The sequence below is a fragment of the Streptomyces sp. NRRL F-6492 genome, from assembly GCF_001280125.1.
In the GTDB taxonomy this organism is placed as follows: domain Bacteria; phylum Actinomycetota; class Actinomycetes; order Streptomycetales; family Streptomycetaceae; genus Streptomyces.
Genome location: NZ_LGEG01000244.1, coordinates 62,900 through 84,273 on the forward strand (window position 1 = coordinate 62,900; position 21,374 = coordinate 84,273).

19 protein-coding genes are annotated in these 21,374 nt (G+C 73.4%); 11 read left to right on the forward strand and 8 right to left on the reverse strand.

The genetic code is table 11. From position 1 onward, the window contains the following. Positions 1–23: 23 nt before the first annotated feature. The 4 genes from ADL08_RS26415 to fabF all read left to right on the forward strand — a co-directional run bounded on the left by ADL08_RS26415 (position 24) and on the right by fabF (position 3,640). On the forward strand, positions 24–944 hold the full coding sequence (locus ADL08_RS26415) for an ACP S-malonyltransferase (protein WP_053647222.1): 921 nt from the start codon (positions 24–26) through the stop codon (positions 942–944). Positions 945–962: 18 nt separating this feature from the next. After that, a complete protein-coding gene (locus ADL08_RS26420) occupies positions 963–1,994 on the forward strand; it encodes a ketoacyl-ACP synthase III (RefSeq protein ID WP_053647223.1) in 1,032 nt (343 codons plus the stop codon). Positions 1,995–2,049: 55 nt separating this feature from the next. Next, positions 2,050–2,298, forward strand: coding sequence for an acyl carrier protein (locus ADL08_RS26425; protein WP_053647225.1), 249 nt, complete (start codon positions 2,050–2,052; stop codon positions 2,296–2,298). A 79-nt stretch (positions 2,299–2,377) separates the two neighbouring features. Continuing rightward, complete coding sequence (gene fabF, locus ADL08_RS26430) at positions 2,378–3,640, forward strand: beta-ketoacyl-ACP synthase II (protein ID WP_053647227.1); 1,263 nt, start codon at positions 2,378–2,380, stop codon at positions 3,638–3,640. Between the two features lie 126 nt (positions 3,641–3,766). Here fabF and ADL08_RS26435 read toward each other — a convergent pair whose 3' ends face one another. Then, complete coding sequence (locus ADL08_RS26435; RefSeq protein ID WP_053647229.1) at positions 3,767–4,261, reverse strand: DUF3145 domain-containing protein; 495 nt, start codon at positions 4,259–4,261, stop codon at positions 3,767–3,769. A gap of 258 nt (positions 4,262–4,519) precedes the next feature. Here ADL08_RS26435 and ADL08_RS26440 point away from each other — a divergent pair, with 258 nt between their 5' ends. Next, a complete protein-coding gene (locus ADL08_RS26440; protein ID WP_053647231.1) occupies positions 4,520–5,407 on the forward strand; it encodes an SGNH/GDSL hydrolase family protein in 888 nt (295 codons plus the stop codon). A gap of 75 nt (positions 5,408–5,482) precedes the next feature. Here the strand turns inward: ADL08_RS26440 and ADL08_RS26445 are convergent, their stop codons facing one another. Next, a complete protein-coding gene (locus ADL08_RS26445; protein WP_053647233.1) occupies positions 5,483–8,053 on the reverse strand; it encodes a beta-glucosidase family protein in 2,571 nt (856 codons plus the stop codon). Between the two features lie 141 nt (positions 8,054–8,194). Here ADL08_RS26445 and ADL08_RS26450 point away from each other — a divergent pair, with 141 nt between their 5' ends. Next, complete coding sequence (locus ADL08_RS26450; protein WP_053647235.1) at positions 8,195–8,770, forward strand: TetR/AcrR family transcriptional regulator; 576 nt, start codon at positions 8,195–8,197, stop codon at positions 8,768–8,770. Between the two features lie 34 nt (positions 8,771–8,804). Next, positions 8,805–9,542, forward strand: coding sequence for a carbon-nitrogen hydrolase family protein (locus tag ADL08_RS26455; protein WP_053647328.1), 738 nt, complete (start codon positions 8,805–8,807; stop codon positions 9,540–9,542). Positions 9,543–9,686: 144 nt separating this feature from the next. Here ADL08_RS26455 and ADL08_RS26460 read toward each other — a convergent pair whose 3' ends face one another. Continuing rightward, a complete protein-coding gene (locus ADL08_RS26460; protein WP_267889588.1) occupies positions 9,687–11,897 on the reverse strand; it encodes a M4 family metallopeptidase in 2,211 nt (736 codons plus the stop codon). 254 nt (positions 11,898–12,151) lie between these two features. On the opposite strand from ADL08_RS26460, the gene ADL08_RS26465 reads away from it, so the two are divergent. Continuing rightward, positions 12,152–13,135, forward strand: coding sequence for a LysR family transcriptional regulator (locus tag ADL08_RS26465; RefSeq protein WP_053647237.1), 984 nt, complete (start codon positions 12,152–12,154; stop codon positions 13,133–13,135). Between the two features lie 83 nt (positions 13,136–13,218). Here ADL08_RS26465 and ADL08_RS26470 read toward each other — a convergent pair whose 3' ends face one another. The 4 genes from ADL08_RS26470 to ADL08_RS26485 form a co-directional block, all read right to left on the reverse strand. Beyond that, positions 13,219–14,031 (reverse strand): pectate lyase, encoded by an 813-nt coding sequence (locus ADL08_RS26470; RefSeq protein WP_053647239.1) that lies wholly within the window; start codon positions 14,029–14,031, stop codon positions 13,219–13,221. Positions 14,032–14,043: 12 nt separating this feature from the next. Beyond that, a complete protein-coding gene (locus ADL08_RS26475) occupies positions 14,044–14,907 on the reverse strand; it encodes an EI24 domain-containing protein (RefSeq protein WP_053647333.1) in 864 nt (287 codons plus the stop codon). 195 nt (positions 14,908–15,102) lie between these two features. Beyond that, the gene (locus ADL08_RS26480; RefSeq protein ID WP_053647241.1) at positions 15,103–15,525 is read right to left on the reverse strand and encodes an organic hydroperoxide resistance protein; all 423 of its coding nucleotides are present in this window, start codon (positions 15,523–15,525) and stop codon (positions 15,103–15,105) included. Positions 15,526–15,597: 72 nt separating this feature from the next. After that, on the reverse strand, positions 15,598–16,611 hold the full coding sequence (locus ADL08_RS26485; protein ID WP_053647335.1) for an NADP-dependent oxidoreductase: 1,014 nt from the start codon (positions 16,609–16,611) through the stop codon (positions 15,598–15,600). A gap of 104 nt (positions 16,612–16,715) precedes the next feature. Here ADL08_RS26485 and ADL08_RS26490 point away from each other — a divergent pair, with 104 nt between their 5' ends. Next, the gene (locus ADL08_RS26490) at positions 16,716–17,150 is read left to right on the forward strand and encodes a MarR family winged helix-turn-helix transcriptional regulator (RefSeq protein ID WP_053647243.1); all 435 of its coding nucleotides are present in this window, start codon (positions 16,716–16,718) and stop codon (positions 17,148–17,150) included. Positions 17,151–17,178: 28 nt separating this feature from the next. Here the strand turns inward: ADL08_RS26490 and ADL08_RS26495 are convergent, their stop codons facing one another. After that, the gene (locus ADL08_RS26495) at positions 17,179–18,078 is read right to left on the reverse strand and encodes an SCO2400 family protein (RefSeq protein WP_063885355.1); all 900 of its coding nucleotides are present in this window, start codon (positions 18,076–18,078) and stop codon (positions 17,179–17,181) included. Positions 18,079–18,506: 428 nt separating this feature from the next. Between ADL08_RS26495 and ADL08_RS26500 the strand changes: the two genes are divergently transcribed. Together ADL08_RS26500 and ADL08_RS26505 are read left to right on the forward strand one after the other, a co-directional pair. After that, on the forward strand, positions 18,507–19,580 hold the full coding sequence (locus ADL08_RS26500; RefSeq protein WP_053647247.1) for a rod shape-determining protein: 1,074 nt from the start codon (positions 18,507–18,509) through the stop codon (positions 19,578–19,580). Positions 19,581–19,634: 54 nt separating this feature from the next. Then, complete coding sequence (locus ADL08_RS26505) at positions 19,635–21,257, forward strand: GAF domain-containing protein (protein ID WP_078968122.1); 1,623 nt, start codon at positions 19,635–19,637, stop codon at positions 21,255–21,257. The last annotated feature ends 117 nt before the right edge of the window (positions 21,258–21,374 follow it).

The window sequence follows — 21,374 nt, forward strand, 5'->3', positions numbered from 1 at the left end:
CGTCCCCAAGAGAGAGTGTGAGGGTGCTCGTACTCGTCGCTCCCGGCCAAGGCGCCCAGACGCCCGGCTTCCTGACCCCCTGGCTCGAACTCCCCGGCGCCGCCGACCGCGTGGCGGCCTGGTCCGACGCCATCGGGCTCGACCTCGCCCACTACGGCACGAAGGCGGACGCGGACGAGATCCGTGACACCGCCGTGGCACAGCCCCTGCTCGTCGCCGCCGGCCTGCTCTCCGCGGCCGCGCTCGGCGACGACCTGGCGCCCGGCGTGGTCGCCGGTCACAGCGTCGGCGAGTTCACCGCGGCCGCCTTCGCGGGCGTGCTCGACGACACGGCGGCGCTGCGTCTCGTGCGGACCCGCGGACTCGCGATGGCGGAGGCCGCCGCGATCACGGCGACCGGCATGTCGGCGCTGCTCGGCGGTGACCCCGAGGTGACCGTCCCGCACCTGGAGAAGCTCGGCCTGACGGCCGCGAACGTGAACGGCGCGGGCCAGATCGTGGCCGCCGGCACCCTGGAGCAGCTGGCCGCCCTGGAGGCGGACAAGCCCGAGGGCGTCCGCCGCGTCGTGGCGCTCAAGGTCGCCGGCGCCTTCCACACGCACCACATGGCCCCGGCGGTGACGAAGCTGGAGGAGGCGGCGGCCCTGCTGTCGCCGGCCGCTCCGACCACCCGTTACGTCTCCAACAAGGACGGCCAGGTCGTCATGGACGGCGCCGAGGTCGTGTCCCGTCTGGTCGGCCAGGTGGCGAACCCGGTCCGCTGGGACCTGTGCATGGAGACCTTCCACGACCTGGGGGCGACGGCGCTGATCGAGGTGTGCCCCGGTGGCACCCTGACCGGCATCGCCAAGCGGGCCCTCCCCGGCGTGTCCACGATCGCCCTGAAGACTCCCGACGACCTCGACGCGGCCCGTACGCTCGTCGCCGAGCACGCGGCCGTCTGACTAGGAGTGTCGAGAAGCATGTCGAAGATCAAGCCCAGCAAGGGCGCCCCGTACGCGCGGATCCTCGGCGTGGGCGGTTACCGCCCCACCCGGGTCGTGCCGAACGAGGTGATCCTCGAGACGATCGACTCGTCCGACGAGTGGATCCGCTCGCGCTCCGGCATCGCCACCCGGCACTGGGCCTCTCCGGAGGAGACCGTCGCCGCGATGTCGGTGGAGGCCTCCGGGAAGGCCATCGCGGACGCGGGGATCAGCCCCGAGCAGATCGGCGCCGTGGTCGTCTCCACGGTGTCGCACTTCCACCAGACCCCGGCGATCGCGACGGAGATCGCGGACCGCATCGGCGCCGGCAAGCCCGCCGCGTTCGACATCTCCGCCGGCTGCGCGGGCTTCGGCTACGGCCTGACGCTCGCCAAGGGCATGATCGTCGAGGGTTCCGCGGAGTACGTGCTCGTCATCGGCGTCGAGCGGCTCAGCGACCTGACGGACCTGGAGGACCGCGCGACGGCCTTCCTGTTCGGCGACGGCGCCGGCGCCGTGGTCGTCGGTCCGTCGGACGAGCCGCACATCGGCCCCACGGTCTGGGGTTCCGAGGGCGACAAGGCGACGACGATCAAGCAGACCGTCCCGTGGGACGCGTTCCACGGCGGCGACGTCTCGAACCTGCCGCTCAACCAGCAGGGCGAGATCAAGTTCCCGGCCATCACGCAGGAGGGTCAGGCGGTCTTCCGCTGGGCCGTCTTCGAGATGGCGAAGGTCGCCCAGCAGGCCCTGGACGCCGCCGGCATCTCGGCGGACGACCTGGACGTCTTCATCCCGCACCAGGCGAACATGCGGATCATCGACTCGATGGTGAAGACTCTGAAGCTGCCGGAGCACGTCACGGTCGCCCGTGACGTGGAGACCACCGGCAACACCTCGGCCGCCTCGATCCCGCTCGCCATGGAGCGGCTCCTGGCGACCGGGAAGGCGAAGAGCGGCGACACCGCGCTCGTCATCGGCTTCGGGGCGGGTCTCGTCTACGCCGCGACGGTCGTTACCCTCCCCTAGGCACCCGGATCTCCCGGAAGCCCCTTACCGAAGCAACCACAGAAGGAGCGCCACCATGGCCTTCACCCAGGAGCAGATCGTCGAAGGTCTCGCCGAGATCGTCAACGAGATCGCCGGCATCCCGACCGAGGACGTCGAGCTGGACAAGTCCTTCACCGACGACCTGGACGTCGACTCGCTGTCCATGGTCGAGGTCGTCGTCGCCGCCGAAGAGCGGTTCGAGGTCAAGATCCCGGACGAGGACGTCAAGAACCTCAAGACCGTGGGCGACGCCGTCGACTACATCCTGAAGAACCAGGGCTGATCCGGCCCTCGCTGTTCCGGTCAGCCACCCGGCGGTGGCGCCGCATTCCGACCATCACACACATGGAGAACGAATTCCTGTGAGCTCGACCAATCGCACCGTGGTCGTCACCGGTATCGGCGCAACCACACCGCTGGGTGGCGACTCCGCATCGACCTGGGAAGGTCTGATCGCGGGGCGCTCCGGCGTCCGTCCGCTCGAGGGCGAACGTTTCGCCGAGCTGCCCGTCAAGATCGCCGCGACGGCCGCCGTCGACCCCGGCGACGTCCTTCCCCGCCCGCTCGCCCGCAAGCTGGACCGCTCGGCGCAGTTCGCCGTGATCGCGGCCCGCGAGGCGTGGGCCGACGCGGGCTACACCGCTCCCGCCGGTGAGGACGAGAAGATCGTGCCCGAGCGGCTCGGTTCCGTCATCGCCTCCGGCATCGGCGGTGTCACCACGCTGCTCGACCAGTACGACGTGCTGAAGGAGAAGGGCGTCCGCCGCGTCTCCCCGCACACCGTCCCCATGCTCATGCCCAACAGCCCCTCGGCGAACGTGGGTCTGGAGGTGAACGCCCGGGCGGGCGTCCACACCCCGGTCTCCGCGTGCGCGTCGGGCGCCGAGGCGATCGGCTACGCCGTCGAGATGATCCGCACCGGCCGTGCGGACGTGGTCGTCGCCGGTGGCACCGAGGCCGCGATCCACCCGCTGCCGATCGCCGCCTTCGCCAACATGATGGCGATGTCCAAGAGCAACGACGAGCCCGAGAAGGCCTCGCGCCCGTACGACACCGGCCGTGACGGCTTCGTGCTCGGCGAGGGCGCGGGCGTCGTGGTCCTGGAGTCCGAGGAGCACGCGAAGGCGCGCGGCGCGCGCGTCTACTGCGAGGTCCTGGGCCAGGGCCTGTCGGCCGACAGCCACCACATCGCGCAGCCCGAGCCGACCGGCCGGGGCATCGCGGCCGCGATGCGGAACCTGCTGGACTCGACGGACCTGAAGCCGTCGGAGGTCGTCCACCTGAACGCGCACGCCACGTCGACGCCGCAGGGCGACACCGCCGAGATCAAGGCGCTGCGGAACGTCCTGGGCGACGACCTGGACCACGTCGCGATCTCCGCGACGAAGTCGATGACGGGTCACCTCCTGGGCGGCGCGGGCGGCATCGAGACCGTCGCGACGGTCCTGGCGCTGCACCACCGCCTCGCCCCGCCGACGATCAACGTCGACGAGCTGGACCCGGAGATCGACGCGGACATCGTCCGCGGCGAGGCCCGCCCGCTCCCGGAGGGCACGGTCGCCGCGATCAACAACAGCTTCGGCTTCGGCGGCCACAACGTGGTCCTGGCGTTCCGCACGGTCTGACCCGCGCCTCACGCCCGAGGCCCGCCCCCATCCCGGGGGCGGGCCTTCGGCGTGTCGCGTGCGGTTTCGGGCGCGTGGGGCCCGGCCCCGGCGTGGGGGCGGGCCTTTCCGGGGTGCGAGGGGGCGTCAGACGACCTGGTGGAGCCAGCGGACCGGGGCGCCCTCGCCCGCGTAGCGGAAGGGCTCCAGTTCGTCGTCCCAGGGCTTGCCGAGGAGCGCGGCGATCTCGGCCTCCAGCGGGGTCCCGCCCTGCGCGGAGCGCGCCAGGGCGGCCCGGAGGCGGTCCTCGGGGACCAGGATGTCGCCGTGCATGCCGGTGACGGCGTGGAAGATGCCCAGGTCGGGGGTGGCGCTGTAGCGCTCGCCCTCGGCGGTGGGGCAGGGTTCCGCCGTGACCTCGAAGCGGAGCGTCTGCCAGCCCCGGAGGGCGGAGGCGATCCGGGAGGCGGTGCCGGTCTCGCCCTTCCAGGAGAGTTCGGCCCTCCAGGTGCCGGGGGACGCCGGCTGGCGGATCCAGTCGAGCTGGACCCTCGCACCGAGGACGCCCGCCACCGCCCATTCGACGTGCGGGCAGAGCGCGCGCGGTGCGGAGTGTACGTACAGGACTCCACGTGTCGTCACCGGGACCTCCAGTGTGGGACGAGGTTCGCCTTTCCCAGCGGCCTCAGTAAACATCATCGGGAGCTGATCTTCACAAACCCTCAAAAAGGGGACAGGTTGTGACGTGATGTAATTTACCGGAGCCGGTCGGCGAGGGCGCCTCTGGTTCGACGGGGGAAAAGCTACCCTGCCGCACCGTCATCGGGGTGACGTACCGTCGGACCGATGACCGTGCACACGAAGCTTTCACCCGCGAGGACGCCGAAGGAGGGGCCGGGGATGCGCGGCCGACGCCGTTTCCGTACCGCCGTCGCCGCCGCGACGGCGGCGCTGCTGTGCGCCGGGGCGCTGGCCGGATGCTCCTCCGGGACCCCGGAGCGGCCCGCCCCCGCCAGGAGCGCGCCGGTCCCGTCCCCGACGCCCACCTCCTCCTGGAACGCCTCCCCCTCCTCCCTCGCCGCCGTCGGCGACTCCATCACCCGCGCCTTCGACGCCTGCTCGCTCCTGTCGGACTGCCCCGAGGCGTCCTGGGCGACCGGGACCGACACGGCCGTCAACAGCCTGGCGCTGCGGCTCCTGGGCCCGGAGAAGGCGGCCGGCCGCAGCTGGAACCTGGCGCGGACGGGGGCGCGGATGGCGGACCTCCCCGGGCAGATGACCGCGGCGGCGGCCCGGAAGCCGGAGCTGGTGACGGTGATGATGGGCGCCAACGACGCCTGCCGGCCGACTCCGGGCCTGATGACCCCGGTCGCGGAGTTCCGCGCCTCCTTCGCGGCGGCGCTCGCCCGGCTGCGGACGGCGGCGCCGGAGGCGCGGGTGTACGTGGCGAGCGTGCCGGACCTGAAGCACCTGTGGTCGACGGGGCGGACCGGCGGCGCGGCGGGCGTGTGGGACCTGGGGATCTGCGGCGCGATGCTGGCGGACGCGACGGACCTGGGACCCGAGGCGGAGCGGCGGCGCACGACGGTGTCGGAGCGGGTGGACGCGTACAACGGGGTCCTGGCGGAGGTCTGCGCGAAGGACGAGCACTGCCGGTACGACGGCGGGGCGGTCCACCGGTTCCGCTTCGACGGAGCCCAGTTGAGCCCCTGGGACTGGTTCCACCCGAGCCGGGACGGCCAGGCGCGGCTCGCGGAGCTGGCGTACCGGCGGATCACGGCGGAGTGAGGACCCCGGGGCGGATGTCAGGTTCCGCCCCGGGGCCCGGTCTCTCTGCTCTCTCCGCGGGCCGCGACCGGAGGGTCAGTCGATCTCCAGGACGGCCGTCAGGCGCACGTCGTCCAGGGAGTGGGCGGCCCTGACCTCGTATGCCCCGGGAACGAAGGTCCAGTCGTCCTTCTCCTCGTCCCGGATCTCGAAGGCCCGGCGGGAGAGCGCGATCCCGGCCTCGACGGTCTCCCCGGGCCCGGCCGCGACGCTCGCGAAACCGGCGAGGAGGCGGGCCGGGCGTTCGGCGGTGGAGGAGGGGGCGGGCGCCAGATAGATCTGGACGGTCTCGCGGCCCGGCCGGTCGCCGGTGTTGGTGATCCGGACGGTGACCGTGTCGGGGCCCGCGACCAGGGAGTCGTACGACCAGGTGGTGTAGCCGAGGCCGTGCCCGAAGGCGTACGCGGGGGTCCGGCCGCTCCGGTCCCAGGCGCGGTAGCCGATGAAGGGGCCCTCGGCGTAGACGAGTTCCCCGTCGGTGGGGACGACGTCGGTGACGGGGGCGTCGGCGAGGACGGCGGGCCAGGTGGTGGGGAGGCGGCCGCCGGGCTCCTCGGCGCCGGTGAGGACGTCGGCGAGGGCGGCGCCGCCCTCCTGGCCGGGGAACCAGGTGAGCAGGACCGCGGCCACGTCCTCGCGCCAGGGCAGTTCGACCGGGGAGCCGGCGTTGACCACGACCACCGTGTTCGGGTTGGCGGCGGCGACGGCCCGTACGAGGTCGTCCTGGCGGCCGGGGAGCGCGAGGTCCGCGCGGTCGAAGCCCTCGGACTCGACGCGTTCGGTGGTGGCGACGACCACGACGGCGGTGTCGGCGGCGCGGGCGGCCCCGACGGCTTCGGCGATCAGTTCGTCGGGGTCACGGCGCGGACCGAGGTGGACGAGGGAGAAGGCGACGGCCGGCAGCGGGGCCGCGAACTCCTCGTCGAGGGTGTGGAGCAGGGAGACCTCGACGGTCTCGCCGGCGGTGAGCGGGACCCGGGCGCGCTCGACCGGGGAGCCGAAGAAGGCCTCGAAGGGGTCGGTCTCGGAGCCCATGGCCTGGACGCCGTCGAAGACGGTCTCGCCGCCGACGGTGAGGACGAAGGCGCCGAGGCCGCGGGTGCCGAAGGAGTGCGCGCCGGTCTCGCGCGGGGTGAAGGTGCCGACGACCTCGACGGAGGCGAGGGTCTCGTGGGTGACGCCGTCGGGCAGGTCGCCGCCGATCCACTGGACCTGGCCGCTGGGCAGGGAGCCCTCGCCGAGGAGGTTCCCGGCGGCGTCGCGGCAGCGGGCGCGGAGGGTGAACCCCTGCCCGGCGGGGGCGGGTTCGTCGCTGGGGTCGGCGCCGACCGCGTACGTCAGGGAGCCTTCGGGCAGGGCGGCGGTGAGGCCGTCGAGCGGGGAGACGACGTGGTCGGGGAAGACCTGGGCGGAGCCGCCGCCGAGGACGCGGGCGTCGCGGGCGGCGGCGCCGGAGAGGGCGACGGTGGTGCCGGGGGCGAGGGGGAGGACCCGGGCCCCGTTCCGTACGGGATTCCCGTTGCGCACGGGATTCTCGTTCCGTACGGGATTCCCGCTCCGTGTGGAGTCTTCGCTCCGTGTGGAGTCTTCGTTCCGCGTGGAGTCTTCGTTCCGTACGAGGACGAAGCCGCGGTGGGCGATCTCGCGGGCGAGGGCGTCGCCGTCGATCGGGGCCGGGGGTTCGGTGACGGCCGGCGGGGCGCCTTCGAGGGCGCCGACGCGGGCGGCGAGCCGCAGGACGTTGCGCACGGCGGTGTCGACGGCCGACTCCTCGGCCTCGCCGGCGCGGACGGCGGCGGCCAGGGCCTCGCCGTAGACGGTGGCCGGGCCCGGCATGGCGACGTCGAGGCCGCCCCGGAGGGCGCCGGCGGTGGAGCGGGCGGCCATCCAGTCGGAGACGTTGACGCCGTCGAAGCCCCATTCGCCGCGCAGGACCTCGTTCACCAGGTGGTGGTGTTCGGTCATGGTCACGCCGTTGACCTGGTTGTAGGCGGTCATGATGCCCCAGGGCCGGGCGTTCTTGACGATGGCCTCGAAGGGGGCGAGGTAGAGCTCGCGGAGGGGCCGGGGGCCGACCCGGTTGTCGACGGTGAAGCGGTCGGTCTCGGCGTCGTTGGCGACGAAGTGCTTGACGGTGGTGCCGACCCCGCCGTCCTGGACGCCCAGGACGTAGCCGGTGCCGATCGCGCCGGTGAGGAGGGGGTCCTCGCCGTAGGCCTCGAAGTGGCGGCCGCCGAGGGGGCTGCGGTGCAGGTTGACGGTGGGGGCGAGGAGGACGTGGACGCCCTTGCGGCGGGCCTCCTGGGCGAGGAGCCGGCCGGCCCGGCGGGCGAGGGCGGGGTCCCAGGCGGCGGCGAGCGCGGTCGGGGAGGGCAGGGCGACGGAGGGGTCGTCGGCGGTCCAGCGGACGCCCCGGACGCCGATCGGGCCGTCGGACATGACCAGGGACGCGAGCCCGATCTCGGGCAGGGGGTGCAGGCTCCACATGTCCCGGCCGCCGAGCAGCCGGGCCTTGGCGTCCAGGTCGAGCCTGCCGAGCGCCGCCTCGACGGCCGCCTCCCGGGCGGCCTCTCCCGCCGCGCCCGCGTCCGTGCCGCTCTCCGCCATGGCCGTACCTCCTCGTCGACGTGCCGATGGGCCCATCGTGCACCGGTTTCCCTGTAGGGGGGTAGGCGATGTGATGATTCTGTTACTTATATGAAGAGGTACGGTCCTGTCCGGACGGACCTTCGGAAGGGAGCCCCGGGGATGGTGCGGGCCAGGAGCGAGGAGCGGCGCGCGGTCATCGTGCGCGCCGCCCTCGAAGTGATCGCCGAGCGCGGCTACCGGGGCGCGACCCTCGCCGCCGTCGCCGAGCGCGTCGGGCTGACCCAGCAGGGGCTGCTGCACTACTTCCCGACGAAGGAGGCCCTGCTCGTCGCGGTCCTGGAGGAGCGGGACCACTGGGACACCAGCGGCGGCGGGGGCCGCGAGGGCTGGCGGCTCGACCTGGTCGACTCCCTCGTGGAGTACAACGCGATGCGTCCCGGGATCGTGCAGACCTTCTCCGCGCTGCTCGGCGAGAGCGTCACGGACGGGCACCCGGCGCGGGAGTTCTTCACCGAGCGGTACGCCCAGGTGCGGGCGCACATGGCGGAGGTGCTGCGCCTGGAGTTCGGCGAGCGGCTGCCCGGCGGCCTCACCCCGGAGCGGGCGGCGCCGCTGCTCACGGCGGTGATGGACGGCCTCCAGTACCAGTGGCTCCTGGACCCCTCGGCGGTCGACATGCCGGGCGCCTTCCGGGACTTCGTACGGCTGCTGTACGGCGGGGAGGACCCTTCCTGACCCGCGCCGGTCCACGGGCGGGATGATGGGGGCCATGATCGTCGCAGCCACCCAGTTCGCCCCGGTCGCCGGGGACGTCGACGCCAACGCGCGAACCGTCGCCGGTCTGGTCCGGGCGGCCGGGGAGGCGGGGGCCCGCGTGGTCGTCTTCGCCGAACTCTGCCTGAGCGGATACGAGCCCGCGCTGATCCGGGACTCCCCCGGTCTGGTCCTCGCCGAGGACGACCCCCGGCTCGACCCCGTGCGGGAGGCGTGCCGCGCGGTGTCGGCGGCGGCCGTGGTCAACGGCCCGGTGCGGACGGCGGACGGTCGGCCCGGCATCACCTCGCTGGTGTTCGGCCCGGACGGCGGGCTCCTCGCCCGCTACGACAAGCGGCACCTGTACGGCGTCGAGCGGGAGGTGTTCGCGGCGGGGACGGAGGACGGGCGGTTCGCGCTCGACGGGGTCCGGTTCGCGACGGCCACCTGCTACGACAACCGCTTCCCCGAGCTCGCCGAACGGGCCGCGGCCGACGGCTGCGCGGTGTACCTGGCGAGCTCGGTGCTGACCGCGGGGAACGACTCGTTCACCGAGGTGTATCCGGTACGGGCCCGGGACTTCGGCCTGTACGTGGTGCTCGGCAACGTCCTCGGGACCAACGAGGACGGGGTGGGGCAGGGCCGCGCCGGGGTCTGGGGACCGGACGGGGAGCGGCTGGCGGACGCGGGCCCGGACCGGGCGGGCTTCGTCCTCGCCGAGGTCGGAGGGGTCGGAGGGGTCGGGGAGGTCTGAGAGGTCCTGTGTCCGAGAGGTCCTGTGTCCGAGGGATCCCGTGTCCGAGGGATCCCGTGTCCGAGGGGGCTCGGGCGCGCGGACGCCGGGCGGCCGTCGGGTCGGCCGCCCGGCGCGGGACCCCGTGACGGGACCCCCGGCCCGCTACGGGGCGCTCAGACCCAGCGTGTAGGCACCGGAGCCGCTGTACGCGTGGACCACGTAACGGTAGTAGCCGGCGGTGCCGTTGTAGCTGGTGTTCTCGTCGGCGGTCGCCGTGCCGCCCACGGCCACGTCGGACCAGCCGTACCCGTTCCACTTCTGCAGGTACAGGTCGTAGTCCTGGCCGGCCGGGCCGCGCAGGCAGCCCGTGTGGGTGCCGGACGTCGCCGCGTAGTAGTACGAGCCGTCGGGCTGGACCGCGGTCTGGCCGGACGTCAGGCTGCCCTGGTAGGTGCGCTGGGCGCCCGCGCAGCCGGTGGGCGGGGTCGTCGAGCCGACCGACAGCTGGTAGGTGACGGTGTGGGTGGCGGAGCCCGTGCCGGTGACGGTGATCGGGTACGTGCCGTCGGCGGTGCCCGCCGCGACCTGGACCGTCATCGTGGCGGAGTTGCCGGAGGTCACCGAGGTGGGGCTGAAGGAGACGGTGACGCCGCCCGGGGCGCCGCTCGCGGAGAGCTGGACGGTCTGCGCGTTGCCGCCGACGGTGCCGGTGTTCACCGTGGAGGTGACGGAGGCGCCCGGCTGGACCGAGCCCGAGGACGGGTTCAGGGCGAGCGAGAAGTCCGGGGTGCCGGTGCCGCCGCAGTCGGTCTCACCGGACTGGGCGGGGACGCCGATCGCGTTCCAGGCCGTCTTCACGGCGGTGCACTCGGCGCTGCCGTAGGTGTTCTTGGCACTGGTCAGGGTCGCCCTGCGGGCGGCGAGGTGGTTCCAGGAGGAGGTCTTCATGAGCAGGGCGCCCATGAAGATCTTGCCGGCCTTCTGGATGCCGATGCCGGTCACGGAGGAGGGGCCGCCGGAACATATGGGGCTGCTGGGCTTGCCGCCGCCCGGGTTGGAGCCCTCGGCGAGGAGGTAGAACCAGTGGTTCTGCGGGCCGGCCGCCGCGTGCACCTCGGTGCCCGAGGTCAGCTGGGTGTAGCAGTTGGGGTCGTTGTTGATGAGCGACGGGTTGTACATGTTGCGTATCGGCTTGTTGTTGCCGGTGAAGTTCAGCTTCTCGCCGACCGTGTAGTCCGGGGTGTCGTTGGGGTTGTTGGCGTAGTGCTCGGTGAGCGCGCCGAAGATGTCGCCGGTGGACTCGTTGAGGCCCCCGTTCTCGTTGGAGGAGCCGGCGCTGCCCGGGGTCCGGTCGAAGATCTCGTGGCCGTACTCGTGGGCCACGACGTCGATGCCGGTGAGCTGGTTGGTGCCGTTCTGGTTGCGGCCGTAGGTGGTCTTCGTACCGTCGTAGTACGCGTTGACCTCGCTCAGTCCGGCGCGGGCCGGGACCATGCCGCCCTGCCCGTTCTGTCCGTTGTAGCCGAACCACTCCTTGAGCATGGAGTGTTCCTTCTGCGCCGCGTACATGATGTCGACGCAGGCGGTCACCAGGTCGTTGGCGCCGTTGTTGCCCCACGGCGGGGTGCCGGTGTAGGCGCTGCCGTTCTGACCGCCGCACTTGAAGGAGCCGCGGGTGGTGTCGGTCATGGAGTTCGCGGCGGTGTCGAGGGTGACGTTGCCGTTGTGGTAGCCGCGGCCGTCGGCGTGCAGGATCTTCTCGGTGGACCGCGCGACGGCCCCGGTGCGGGCGTCGACGTGGGTGTCGAGGGAGCTGGGGGCGCCCTTCGCGGTCCGGCCGACGACCAGGGTGTGCCAGGTCAGGACGGGCTTGCCGGCCTTGAGGAGCACGGTCAGTTCGGGGGTGCTCGCGGACTCGACGGAGGCGAGCTGCCCGCGGGCGGTGGCGAGCGCCGCGGCGGCGGGGACCTCGGCGGTGGTGGTGGCGAGCCTGATCGCGGGGGCCTTGACCCCGGTGACCTCGCGGACCGCGCCCGTGGAGTCGGTGAGGACGACCGCGTCGCCGCCGCCGGCGACCGGGAGGCCCTTGTAGGTGCGCTCGTAGGCGGCGTAGTACAGGCCGTTCGCCCAGGGGGTGACGGAGGTCCGGACGAGCTCCTCGCCGGCGCCGTGCCGCAGTTCGTCGAGGCCGCTCTCGGCGGCGGTGTCGGCGGCGGCCAGGGCGAGGGACCGGCCGTGCCCCGGCGGTACGGGCTGGGCCTGCGGTCCGGACGGGGCCTGCGGGGCGGCGGTGGCGGGGCCGGCGAGGGCGGTCGCGAGGCTCGCCGAGAGCGCCAGGGCGGCCACGGCCGCCGTGAGTCTGAAGGGGTGCACGAGTGCTCCGTTCGAGGTGGGGGATCCGGGGTGGGGATTCCGGGCCGGTGATCCGGGGTGCGGGATCGGGGTGGGGATCCGGAGTAGGGATCCGGGGTGCGGGATCCGGAGTGGGGGTCCGGGGTGAGGATCCGGAGTGGGGAAGTCGGATCGTCGCGCCGAGTATGGGCGCGGACACGGCCGCTCCGGGACATCCCATCCGGCATAAGACGCGGGTTATGGTGCGGCCGCGCGGTGCTGCGTACGCTGCTGAAATGCAGCTGGAGTTGAGGCATCTCGAAGCCGTCTGCCGGATAGCGGAAGCGGGCAGTCTGGGGCGCGCGGCGGTGCGTCTCGGGGTCTCGCAGCCGGCCCTCTCGGCGCAGTTGCGGCGGATCGAGCGGGTCGCGGGCGGGGAGCTTTTCCTGCGCGGCCGCAGCGGTGTGGAGCCCACGCCGCTCGGCGAGTTCGTGCTCGCCAAGGCGCGTCTGGTGCTCGGCGAGATGGACGCGCTGGCGGCCGGGGCGCGGGCCGCCGCGCCGGACGCCCCGCTACGGCTGGGCTGCATCCTGCTCGTCCTGGTGGACCGGCTGATGGCGCGGCTCGAAGAGGTGCTCGCGGGGCGGGAGATCGCGGTGACCGTGGAGCAGTCGGTGACCACGCTGACCCGGCAGCTGGGCGCGGGCCGGTACGACGCCGTGCTGTACGGCGAGGTCAACGACCACGAGGTGCCGCTGCCGGAGGGCGCGACGGCCCGGACGCTGGTCCCCAGGGAGCCGTTCTGCGTGCGGCTCTCGGCGGACCACCCGCTGGCCGCGAAGGAGCGGATCGCGCTCGCGGAACTGGCGGGCGAGTCCTGGATGACGCTGGTGAAGGACGACGACGGCGGCCCGGAGGCGCTGGTCGCGGCCTGCGCGCGGGCCGGGTTCGCCCCGCTGCTCCGGCACCGGGTGGCCGACCGCAAGATCCACTACGACCTGATCGCGGCGGGCCGGGCGGTCTCGCTGAGCCAGCCGACGGCGCCGCCGGCCGCGGGGACGGTGCTGCGGCCGCTGGAGGGCGATCCGGTGAACGGGCGGATCCGGCTGGCCTGGAACAGGGCGGCGGTGCCCGCCCGGCACGCGGAGCTGCTGTACCGGGCGGCGGCCGGGGCCTATGTGGCGAACGTGCGGACCAACGCCTTCCACCGGGAGTGGTGGGAGGCCCGGCCGGAGCTGCACCCGGTCCTGGCGGACCTTCCGGAAGAGGGCCGCCCGTAGCGACGGCCCTCTTGGTCACTGGTGGCGGCCCTCTTGGTCACTGGTGGCGGCCCCTCGGGGTCACTCGTGGCGGCCCCTCGGGGTCACTCGTAGGAGAGGTCCCCGGCCGAGTAGCGGCAGGTGATGCCGTCGGGTCCGGTGCCGGTCTTCTTCGGCTCCTTGCCGGCGTTGTTGCCGGTGAAGCGGGTGCACGGCTCGATCTTCTTCTTGGCGTCGCCGTGGATCCGTACGTTCCGCAGGGCGGCGGTGTCGCCGTAGTTGGCGTTGACGCCGACGATCGACGTGCCGGGGGCGGTGACGTCGACGTCGTTGAGGATGATCGTGCGGGGGTACTGCTTCTTGCAGTTGCCGCAGGAGCGGACGAGCTTGCCGAAGCCGGAGACCTGGAACCTGGTCACGACCAGTTTGCCCGCGCCGTTGAACTGGAAGACCTTGTCGGAGGCGCCCCGGGCACCGCCGCCGTGGACCGTGTAGACGGATTTCGCGGAGGTGCCCTTGAAGGTGGCGGCGTCCTCGCCGACGTTCTCCCACCAGACGTTCTGGAGGGTGCAGCTGCCCAGGCAGTGGACGCCGTCCGCGGCGGGGGTGCCGAGGACCACGTTCTTGAGGACCGCGCCGTCCTTGAGGACGAAGACCGGCTTCTGGCTCTCGTCCTGGCCGTCCGAGCCGAGGGCGCCGGTGCCGTGGAAACGCCTGAGCCCGCCGTCGTAGGTGCCCGAGACCTCGATGGTGGTGGCGACCGGCGTACTGCCCTCGGCCCGGGGCCAGGCGCCCGCCGCCGCGCCCGCCGGGGCGAGCAGGGTACTGGTGACGACGGCGGCGCCGGTGATGCCGAGGGCGCTCAGTCCGCCGATGAGGGCGCGGCGGCGGCCGGTCTTCCGCTGGTGGGAGGTCATCGTGCTCCTTGGTCAGTGGGGGAGGTGGTGCACTCCCTGGTCGCCACCGGGCGGAGGAAGGTTGCCGTGTTTCCGGCCGCTCTCCGCGGAGTTCCCGTTCCGGTCCGCGTTCCGGCCCTCGTTCCGGTCCGCGTCGGAGGTCTCGCCGCGCAGGTCGCGGGCCATCAGGGTGGCGCCGGCGACGGCTCCGGGCATCAGGAACACGGCGACGAAGGGCACGAGGAAGGAGAGGGTCAGCGGAACCCCGAAGCCCAGGGCGGCGGTCCGGCGGCCGCGGAGCAGCCGCAGCCGCTCCTTGAGGTCGACGCCCCGGCGCTGGAGGGCGACGGAGGTCAGCTCCTGGGTGAGGAAGAAGCCGGAGACGCAGAAGCCGAGGACGGGGACGACGGTCTGGCCGACCACCGGGACGAAGCCGCAGGCGAAGAGCAGAATGCCGTAGAACGCGACCCGCAGCAGGATCCGCAGGCTGTCCCGGGCCGAGATCCACAGCTCGCGCCAGAGCGGGAGCCCGGACTCGGGCACCTCGCCGCCCTCGTCGCGGTCGACCGCCTCGGAGAGCGACTCGTAGAAGGGCTGGCCGACGAGGAGGGTGACGGCGGTGAAGGTGATGACGGCGAGGAAGAGGCCGAAGACGAAGACGAGGGCCGTGAGGGTGCCGCGCAGGACGTCGATCCAGGGCGCGGTCCAGTCGTCGGCGAACGGGGTCGCCCAGACGGCCAGGTCGTCGGCGCCGTAGCCGAGTCCGACGAGGCCGCCGACGTAGAGGACGAGGGTCACGAGTCCGGGCAACAGCCCGAATCCGAACCACCGTCCGTGCCGGGCCACCCACTTCTGGCCCTTTACCAGGTAACCGAAACCCACCCCGAGATCACGCATGGGGGTCACCCTATCGGGGCCCGTCGGGGGCCGGTTTCCGGTCGGGGGCCGGTGTCCGTTCGGGGGCCGGTGTCCGGTCGGGCCTGCCGCCGGTCGGGGCCCTGCCGCCGGTCGGGATCCCGTCCCCGGTCGCGGCGAGGGCCGCACCCCGGTCGGTCGGGGTGCGGCCCTCGCCGCGACGGTGCGCGTCCGGGATCAGACCGCGAGTTCCACCGTGATGTTGCCGCGGGTCGCCTTGGAGTACGGGCAGACCTGGTGGGCCTTCTCGATGAGGCTCTTGGCGGTATCGGCGTCCACGTTCGGGATGGTCGCCGAGATCTTGACGATGATGCCGAAGCCGTCGTCGTTCTTGCCGATGCCGACCTCGGCGGTGACCGTCGAGCCGGAGACGTCGGCGTTCTCGTTGCGGGCGACGACCCCGAGGGCGCCCTGGAAGCAGGCGCTGTAGCCGGCCGCGAAGAGCTGCTCGGGGTTGGTGCCCTCGCCGGAGCCGCCCATGGCCTTGGGCGGGTTGACGACGACGTCGAGCCTGCCGTCGTCGGTGGCGACGCGCCCGTCGCGCCCGTTCTCGGCGGTGGCGACCGCGGTGTAGAGGACGTCGGAGTGCTGGATGGACATGCTGGGTACTTCCTTCTGCGGTTCGCCGCGACTCGCGCCCACGATCGCGACGGCTGGGGGAAGCCTAGCGGGTCACACCGAGACGATCATCTTTCCGGTGTTGTCGCCGCGCAGCAGGCCGAGGAAGGCGTCCACGCCGTTCTCGATGCCCTCGGCGAAGGTCTCGCGGTGCTTCAGCTCGCCGGCGGCGAGCCAGCCGCCGACCTCCTGGACGAACTGCTCCTGGAGGTCGTAGTGGTCGCCGACGAGGACGCCCTGGAGGCGCAGCCGCTTGCCGATGATCAGCGCCATGTTGCGCGGGCCGGGGACCGGCTCGGTGTCGTTGTACTGGGCGATCATGCCGCAGATGGTGGCGCGGCCGTGCACGTTGAGCGAGGAGATCGCGGCTTCGAGGTGGTCCCCGCCGACGTTGTCGAAGTAGACGTCGATGCCGTCCGGGGCGGCCTCGCGGAGCTGGTCCTTGACCGGGCCGTTCTTGTAGTTGAAGGCGGCGTCGAAGCCGAGCTCCTCGACCAGCCACTTGACCTTCTCGTCGGAGCCGGCCGAGCCGATGACCCGGGAGGCGCCCTTGATGCGGGCCATCTGGCCGACCTGGCTGCCGACGGCGCCGGCCGCGCCGGAGACGAAGACGGCGTCGCCCTCCTTGAAGGAGGCGACCTCGAAGAGGCCGGCGTAGGCCGTGAGGCCGGTCATGCCGAGCACGCCGAGGTAGGCGGAGAGGGGGGCGAGGTCCGGGTCGACCTTGGTCGCGTGCTTGGCGGGCACGTCGGCGTACTCGCGCCAGCCGAGACCGTGCAGGACGTGGTCGCCGACGGCGAAGCCCTCGGCGTTCGAGGCGACGACCTCGCCGACCGCGCCGCCGTCCATGGGGTGGTCGAGCTTGAACGGCGGAATGTACGACTTCACGTCGTTCATCCGGCCGCGCATGTACGGGTCGACGGAGAAGTGCAGGTTGCGCACGAGGATCCGGCCCTCGGCGGGCTCGGCGACCGGGGTCTCGCGCAGGGCGAAGTCCGCGGGGACGGGCCAGCCGTGCGGACGGGCGACGAGGTGCCACTCACGGCTGGACGCGGGAAGAGCGGACATGAGCACGGCCTCCATAAAGCTTCAGGTCACAAAAGATTCACTGCCTGAAACAACCATGCGCCTAGATATTTCACGTTGTCAAGTATCCGGGTAGGATGGACCCCATGGCCACCTCACGCACGGACCCCCTGACCCTCGAAGTCGTCGAGCTGATCGGCACGGTCGTGGCGCGCTACTACGAGGAGTACGAGCAGGCGGCCGCGCAGCACACGCTGACCGGCGCCCAGGCCAGGGTCCTCGGCCTGCTCTCGCTCGAACCGCTGCCGATGCGCCGCATCGCCCAGAAGCTGAAGTGCGAGCCGTCCAACATCACCGGGATAGTCGACCGCCTGGAGGCGCGCGGCCTCGTGGAGCGCAGGCCCGCCCCGGAGGACCGGCGGGTCAAGCTGGCCGTGCCCACGGACGAGGGCCGGGCCGTCGCCCGCCGACTGCGCGAGTCGCTCGACTTCGCGCGCGAGCCGCTCGGCGAGCTGACCGAGGTCGAGCGGGCCCTGCTGCGGGACCTGCTGAAGCGGATGCTGGGCGACGCCCCGGCGTAAGGCGTGGCCGGGGCCCGCGTCCGTCCTCCTATACGCACCACCAGAGGAAACGGGTGCAGGTGGGCGTCGGCTCCGGGGACGGGGTGACGGTCGGCGCGGGGCCGGTGGCCGGAGGCGTGGGCGTTCCCGGCTTTCCGGGGTTTCCGGGCTCTCCGGGGTTCCCCGGCCCTCCCGGACCGGAGGGCGTCGGGTCGTCCGCGGACGGGGTCGTGTCGGGCGAGCCGGACGGCGGGGCCGACTCCGTGGCGTCCGGCGACTGCGCCGGGGCGCCGCCGCCCTGACCGGCGGCCGGACCGGGGCCGGAGCCGGATCCACCGGAGCCGTGGCCGGGCGCGGGGCCGGAGCCGGGTCCCGTCCCCTTGACCGCCCCCGGTCCCGTACCGACGCCCGCGGCGGATTCCGCGCCGGTCCCGGCGGTGGAGTCCGCGCCGACCTGGCGGGGACGGGTGGACGCGGAGCCCGGCGCGTCCGTCACCGGGGCCGGGCCGGAGCCGTCCGGCGCTCCGGTGGTCTCGACGGGGTCGGGCGGCAGCGGGGTCTCGGTGACCTCCAGCTCCTGGACGGCCGTGGCGGCGCCGCCCGGCGGCGGCTCCTCCAGGGCCAGTTTCGCGAGGCTCAGCGTGCCGGCCGCGAGCACCAGGCCCATCGTTCCCAGCAGGACCGTGCGGCCCCGGCGCGTCCGCGACCGCCTCCCCCGGCGCGCGGAACGGCCCCGCGCGGCGGTGCGGGCGGCGCGGCGGCCGCCGGCGGACGGGCGGGGCTGCTCGACGACGTCCAGTTCGTAGACGTGCTCGGGAGCCGCGGCCGGGGCCGGCCGGGGAGCGGTGACGCGGGGGGTCTCGTACCGCAGTTCCTCCACGGGGGTCCCGCACCCGGCACAGGCGAGGGCCCCGTTGAGATGCCGCCGGCACGCGTGGCAGTAGTCCATGGGGCCCGCAGGCTATGCGGCCCGGCACGCCGTCAGATAGGCGCGAACGTGAGGATCCTGTGAGGAAACCGCAGGTCGACGGCGGTGCGTCGCGATTCTCCCGCTTCGGGAAGGATCGCCTCCGGTTCCCTCCCGACCCTCCGGAACCGACCGGCTGCGGACGGTTCACCCCACCGCGAAGCCTCGGCGTGGAGTCCCACCGCGAAGCCTCGGCGTGGAGTCCCACCGCGAAGTCCCGCCATGGAGTCCCACCAGGCAGCCCCGCCACGCAGCCCCGCCACGGAGGGGACGCCCCCGAAACCACCTCCGATCCTCTCGGACCCCGGCCGGAGCAGCCCAGCGCGCGCCAGGGGCCGGAGGGCCCGACGATGCGAAGAGGACCGCGCACCACCTCGCACGTGCCGGCACCGCACTCCGGAGGATCCGCCATGACCGTCAGCCTTGAGCAGCTGCGCCGCTGCCATGTCGCCGTCGACCTGGGTGCCTCCCGCACCCGGGTCTTCGTCAAGGGCGCCGGACTCGTCGTCGACGAGCCGAGCGTCGCCGCCGTCAACACCCGTACCGGCGCGCTGATCGCCGTGGGCGAGCTGGCCGAGAAGATGACCGGCCGCACCCCCGACTACATCCGGGTCGTACGCCCGGTCTCGGGCGGCACGGTCGTCGACATCGAGATGGCGCAGCGGATGCTCCGTCACCTCCTGGGCGAGAAGCTGCGCCGGCAGCTGCGCCGCAAGCCCCGGCTGCGCGCGGCCGCGTGCACCCCGCACGGCAGCGACCCGCTGGCGCAGCGCGCCACCGTGGAGACCCTCGTGGGGCTCGGGGCGCGCCGGGTCGAGCTGGTCGACACCCTGATCGCGGCGGCCGTGGGCTGCGGGCTGCCCGTCGAGCAGCCGACCGCGACCATGATCATGGTCTGCGGGGCGGCGACCACGCAGGTCGCGGTGCTCTCGCTCGGCGCGATCGTCACGGCGGAGCGGATGCCGATCGGCGGTGACGCCATCGACCACGCGATCATCCAGCACCTGCGCCACCACCACGAGCTGATGCTGCCGAGCCAGTCGGTGCGTCCGCTGCAACTGGCCCTCAGCGGCAACGGCCTGACGCCCCTGGGCCCGGCCTGGACCGAGATCCACGGCCGGGACGTCGCCACGGGCCTGGCCCGTTCGGTGACCGTCGACACGGCCGCCGTGCGGGAGGCCATCCACACCCCGCTGACGTCGGTCCTCGACGGCATCGGGAAGGTGCTGCGGGACTGCCCGCCGGACCTGGTGGCCGACCTCGCGGACCGGGGCATCATGATGGTCGGCGGCTCCGCCCTGCTGCCGGGCCTCGACCAGATGCTGCGCGAGGCGACCGGGATGCCGGTGCACATCGCCGAACGGCCGGACGTGTGCGCGGTCCTGGGCCTCGGCGCGATGCTGGAGGGCAGGGTCGAGCCGATGGTCCTGGACCCGCTGTCGGTGCGGGACCCCTTCGCCGAGGAGGAGGAAGGGGAGGAGTGACCCTCCGGCGTACCCGAAACGCCAAAAAGGTCCCGTTCGTACGACAATGAGACCATGACGCTCATGGATGAGGACAGGGCCGGGGGTAGGGGCGAGGGTTCCTCCGGAGGCCCGGACGCGGACCCGCCCCGTCTCCCCCTGCTGCTCGAAGCGGTCCTCAGCGTCGGTACGGACCTCGAACTGCGGGCCACGCTCCAGCACATCGTGGACTCCGCCACCGAGCTGATCGGCGCCCGCCGCGGCGCGCTCGGGGTCGTCGACCCCGAGCGCCACCGGCTCACCGAACTCTTCACCGCCGGCACGACGGAGGAGGAGCGGCGGCGCGCCGGCCGCCTCCTCGACGGCGACGCCGGTTTCCTCGACGGCGGCACCGGCTTCCTCGACGGCGACGCCGGTTTCCTCGACGGCGGCACCGGCCTCCCCTCCGGGGACCCGCGGCCGCCGCGGGCCGACGACCCGACGGCCGCCGGTCCGCGCTCCTCCGGCGCGCCCGAGGGCCCCCCGGAGACGCACGCCTTCCTGGGCGTCCCGATCCGGGTCCACACCGAGGTCTTCGGCAACCTCCGCCTCACCGGGAAGCGTTCGGGCCGCTTCACCGAGGAGGACCACGCCCTGCTCCGGGTCCTCGCCTCGCAGGCCGGGATCGCCATCGGCAACGCCCGCCTGTACGAGACGGCCCGGCAGCGGGAGCGCTGGATCGAGGGCGCGGCCGCGGTGACCACGGCCCTGCTCACCGGCGCGTCCGCCGAGAACGCCCTGACGACCGTCGCCGAACGGGCCCGCGTCCTCGCGGGCGCCTCGGCCGGGGTGGTCCTCCAGCCCACCCCCGAGGGCGGGATGGAGATCGTCGCCGCCTCGACCCGGGACGACCCGGGCGACCTGATCGGCACGACGATCGCGCCCGGCTCCCCGGTGCTCGTCCAGCTCCTCGGCGGGGAGCCCGTCTTCGTCGAGGACTCGGCGACCGACCCGCGGATGACCACCCACGTCCGGTCCCGTTTCGGCCCGTCGATGATGCTGCCGCTGCGCAGCGGCGGGAAGCTCATCGGCACCCTCGCCCTCCCCCGGCGGCGCGGCGACCGGCCGTACTCGGCGGTGGACCGGCTGCTCGCCTCGCAGTTCGCCTCGCAGGCGGCCCTCGCGCTCGTCCTCGCGGACGCGCGCCACGACCGGGAGCGGCTCGCGGTGTGCGAGGACCGGGACCGGATCGCCCGTGACCTGCACGACCTGGTCGTCCAGCGCCTGTTCGCCACGGAGATGATGCTGGAGTCGACCCGGCGGCGGGCGGCGGACCCCTCCGAGGAGAACGCGCTGCTGGGCCGGGCGGTGGACGAGCTGGACTCCACGATCCAGGAGGTCCGCACGGCCATCTTCGCGCTCCAGCAGCCCCCGGCGGACGCGCCGACGACCTTCCGGGGACGGGTGCTGCGCGAGACCGGCGGGGCGGCGGTCCTGCTCGGCTTCCAGCCGTCCGTGCGCTTCTCCGGCGCGGTCGACGCCCTCGTCGACGAGGCGACGGAGGGAAGGCTGCTCGGCGTCCTGCGCGGGGCGCTCGCGGCGGCGCACCGGCGGCCGGGGATCGGGGCGGTCGCCGTCGGGGTGACGGCCGGGGACGGGGGCGTCCGGCTGCGGGTCGAGGACGACGGGACCCCGCCGACCGTGGTGACCTGGCCCTGAGGCGGGCGCGGGACCTCCCCGTACGGAGCAGTCCGGCGCGCCGTGCCCCCGGCCGGGATCTTGACTGGAGGGGTGGACACCGACACCAAGCCCCCTACCACGGCGGCCTACCGCAAT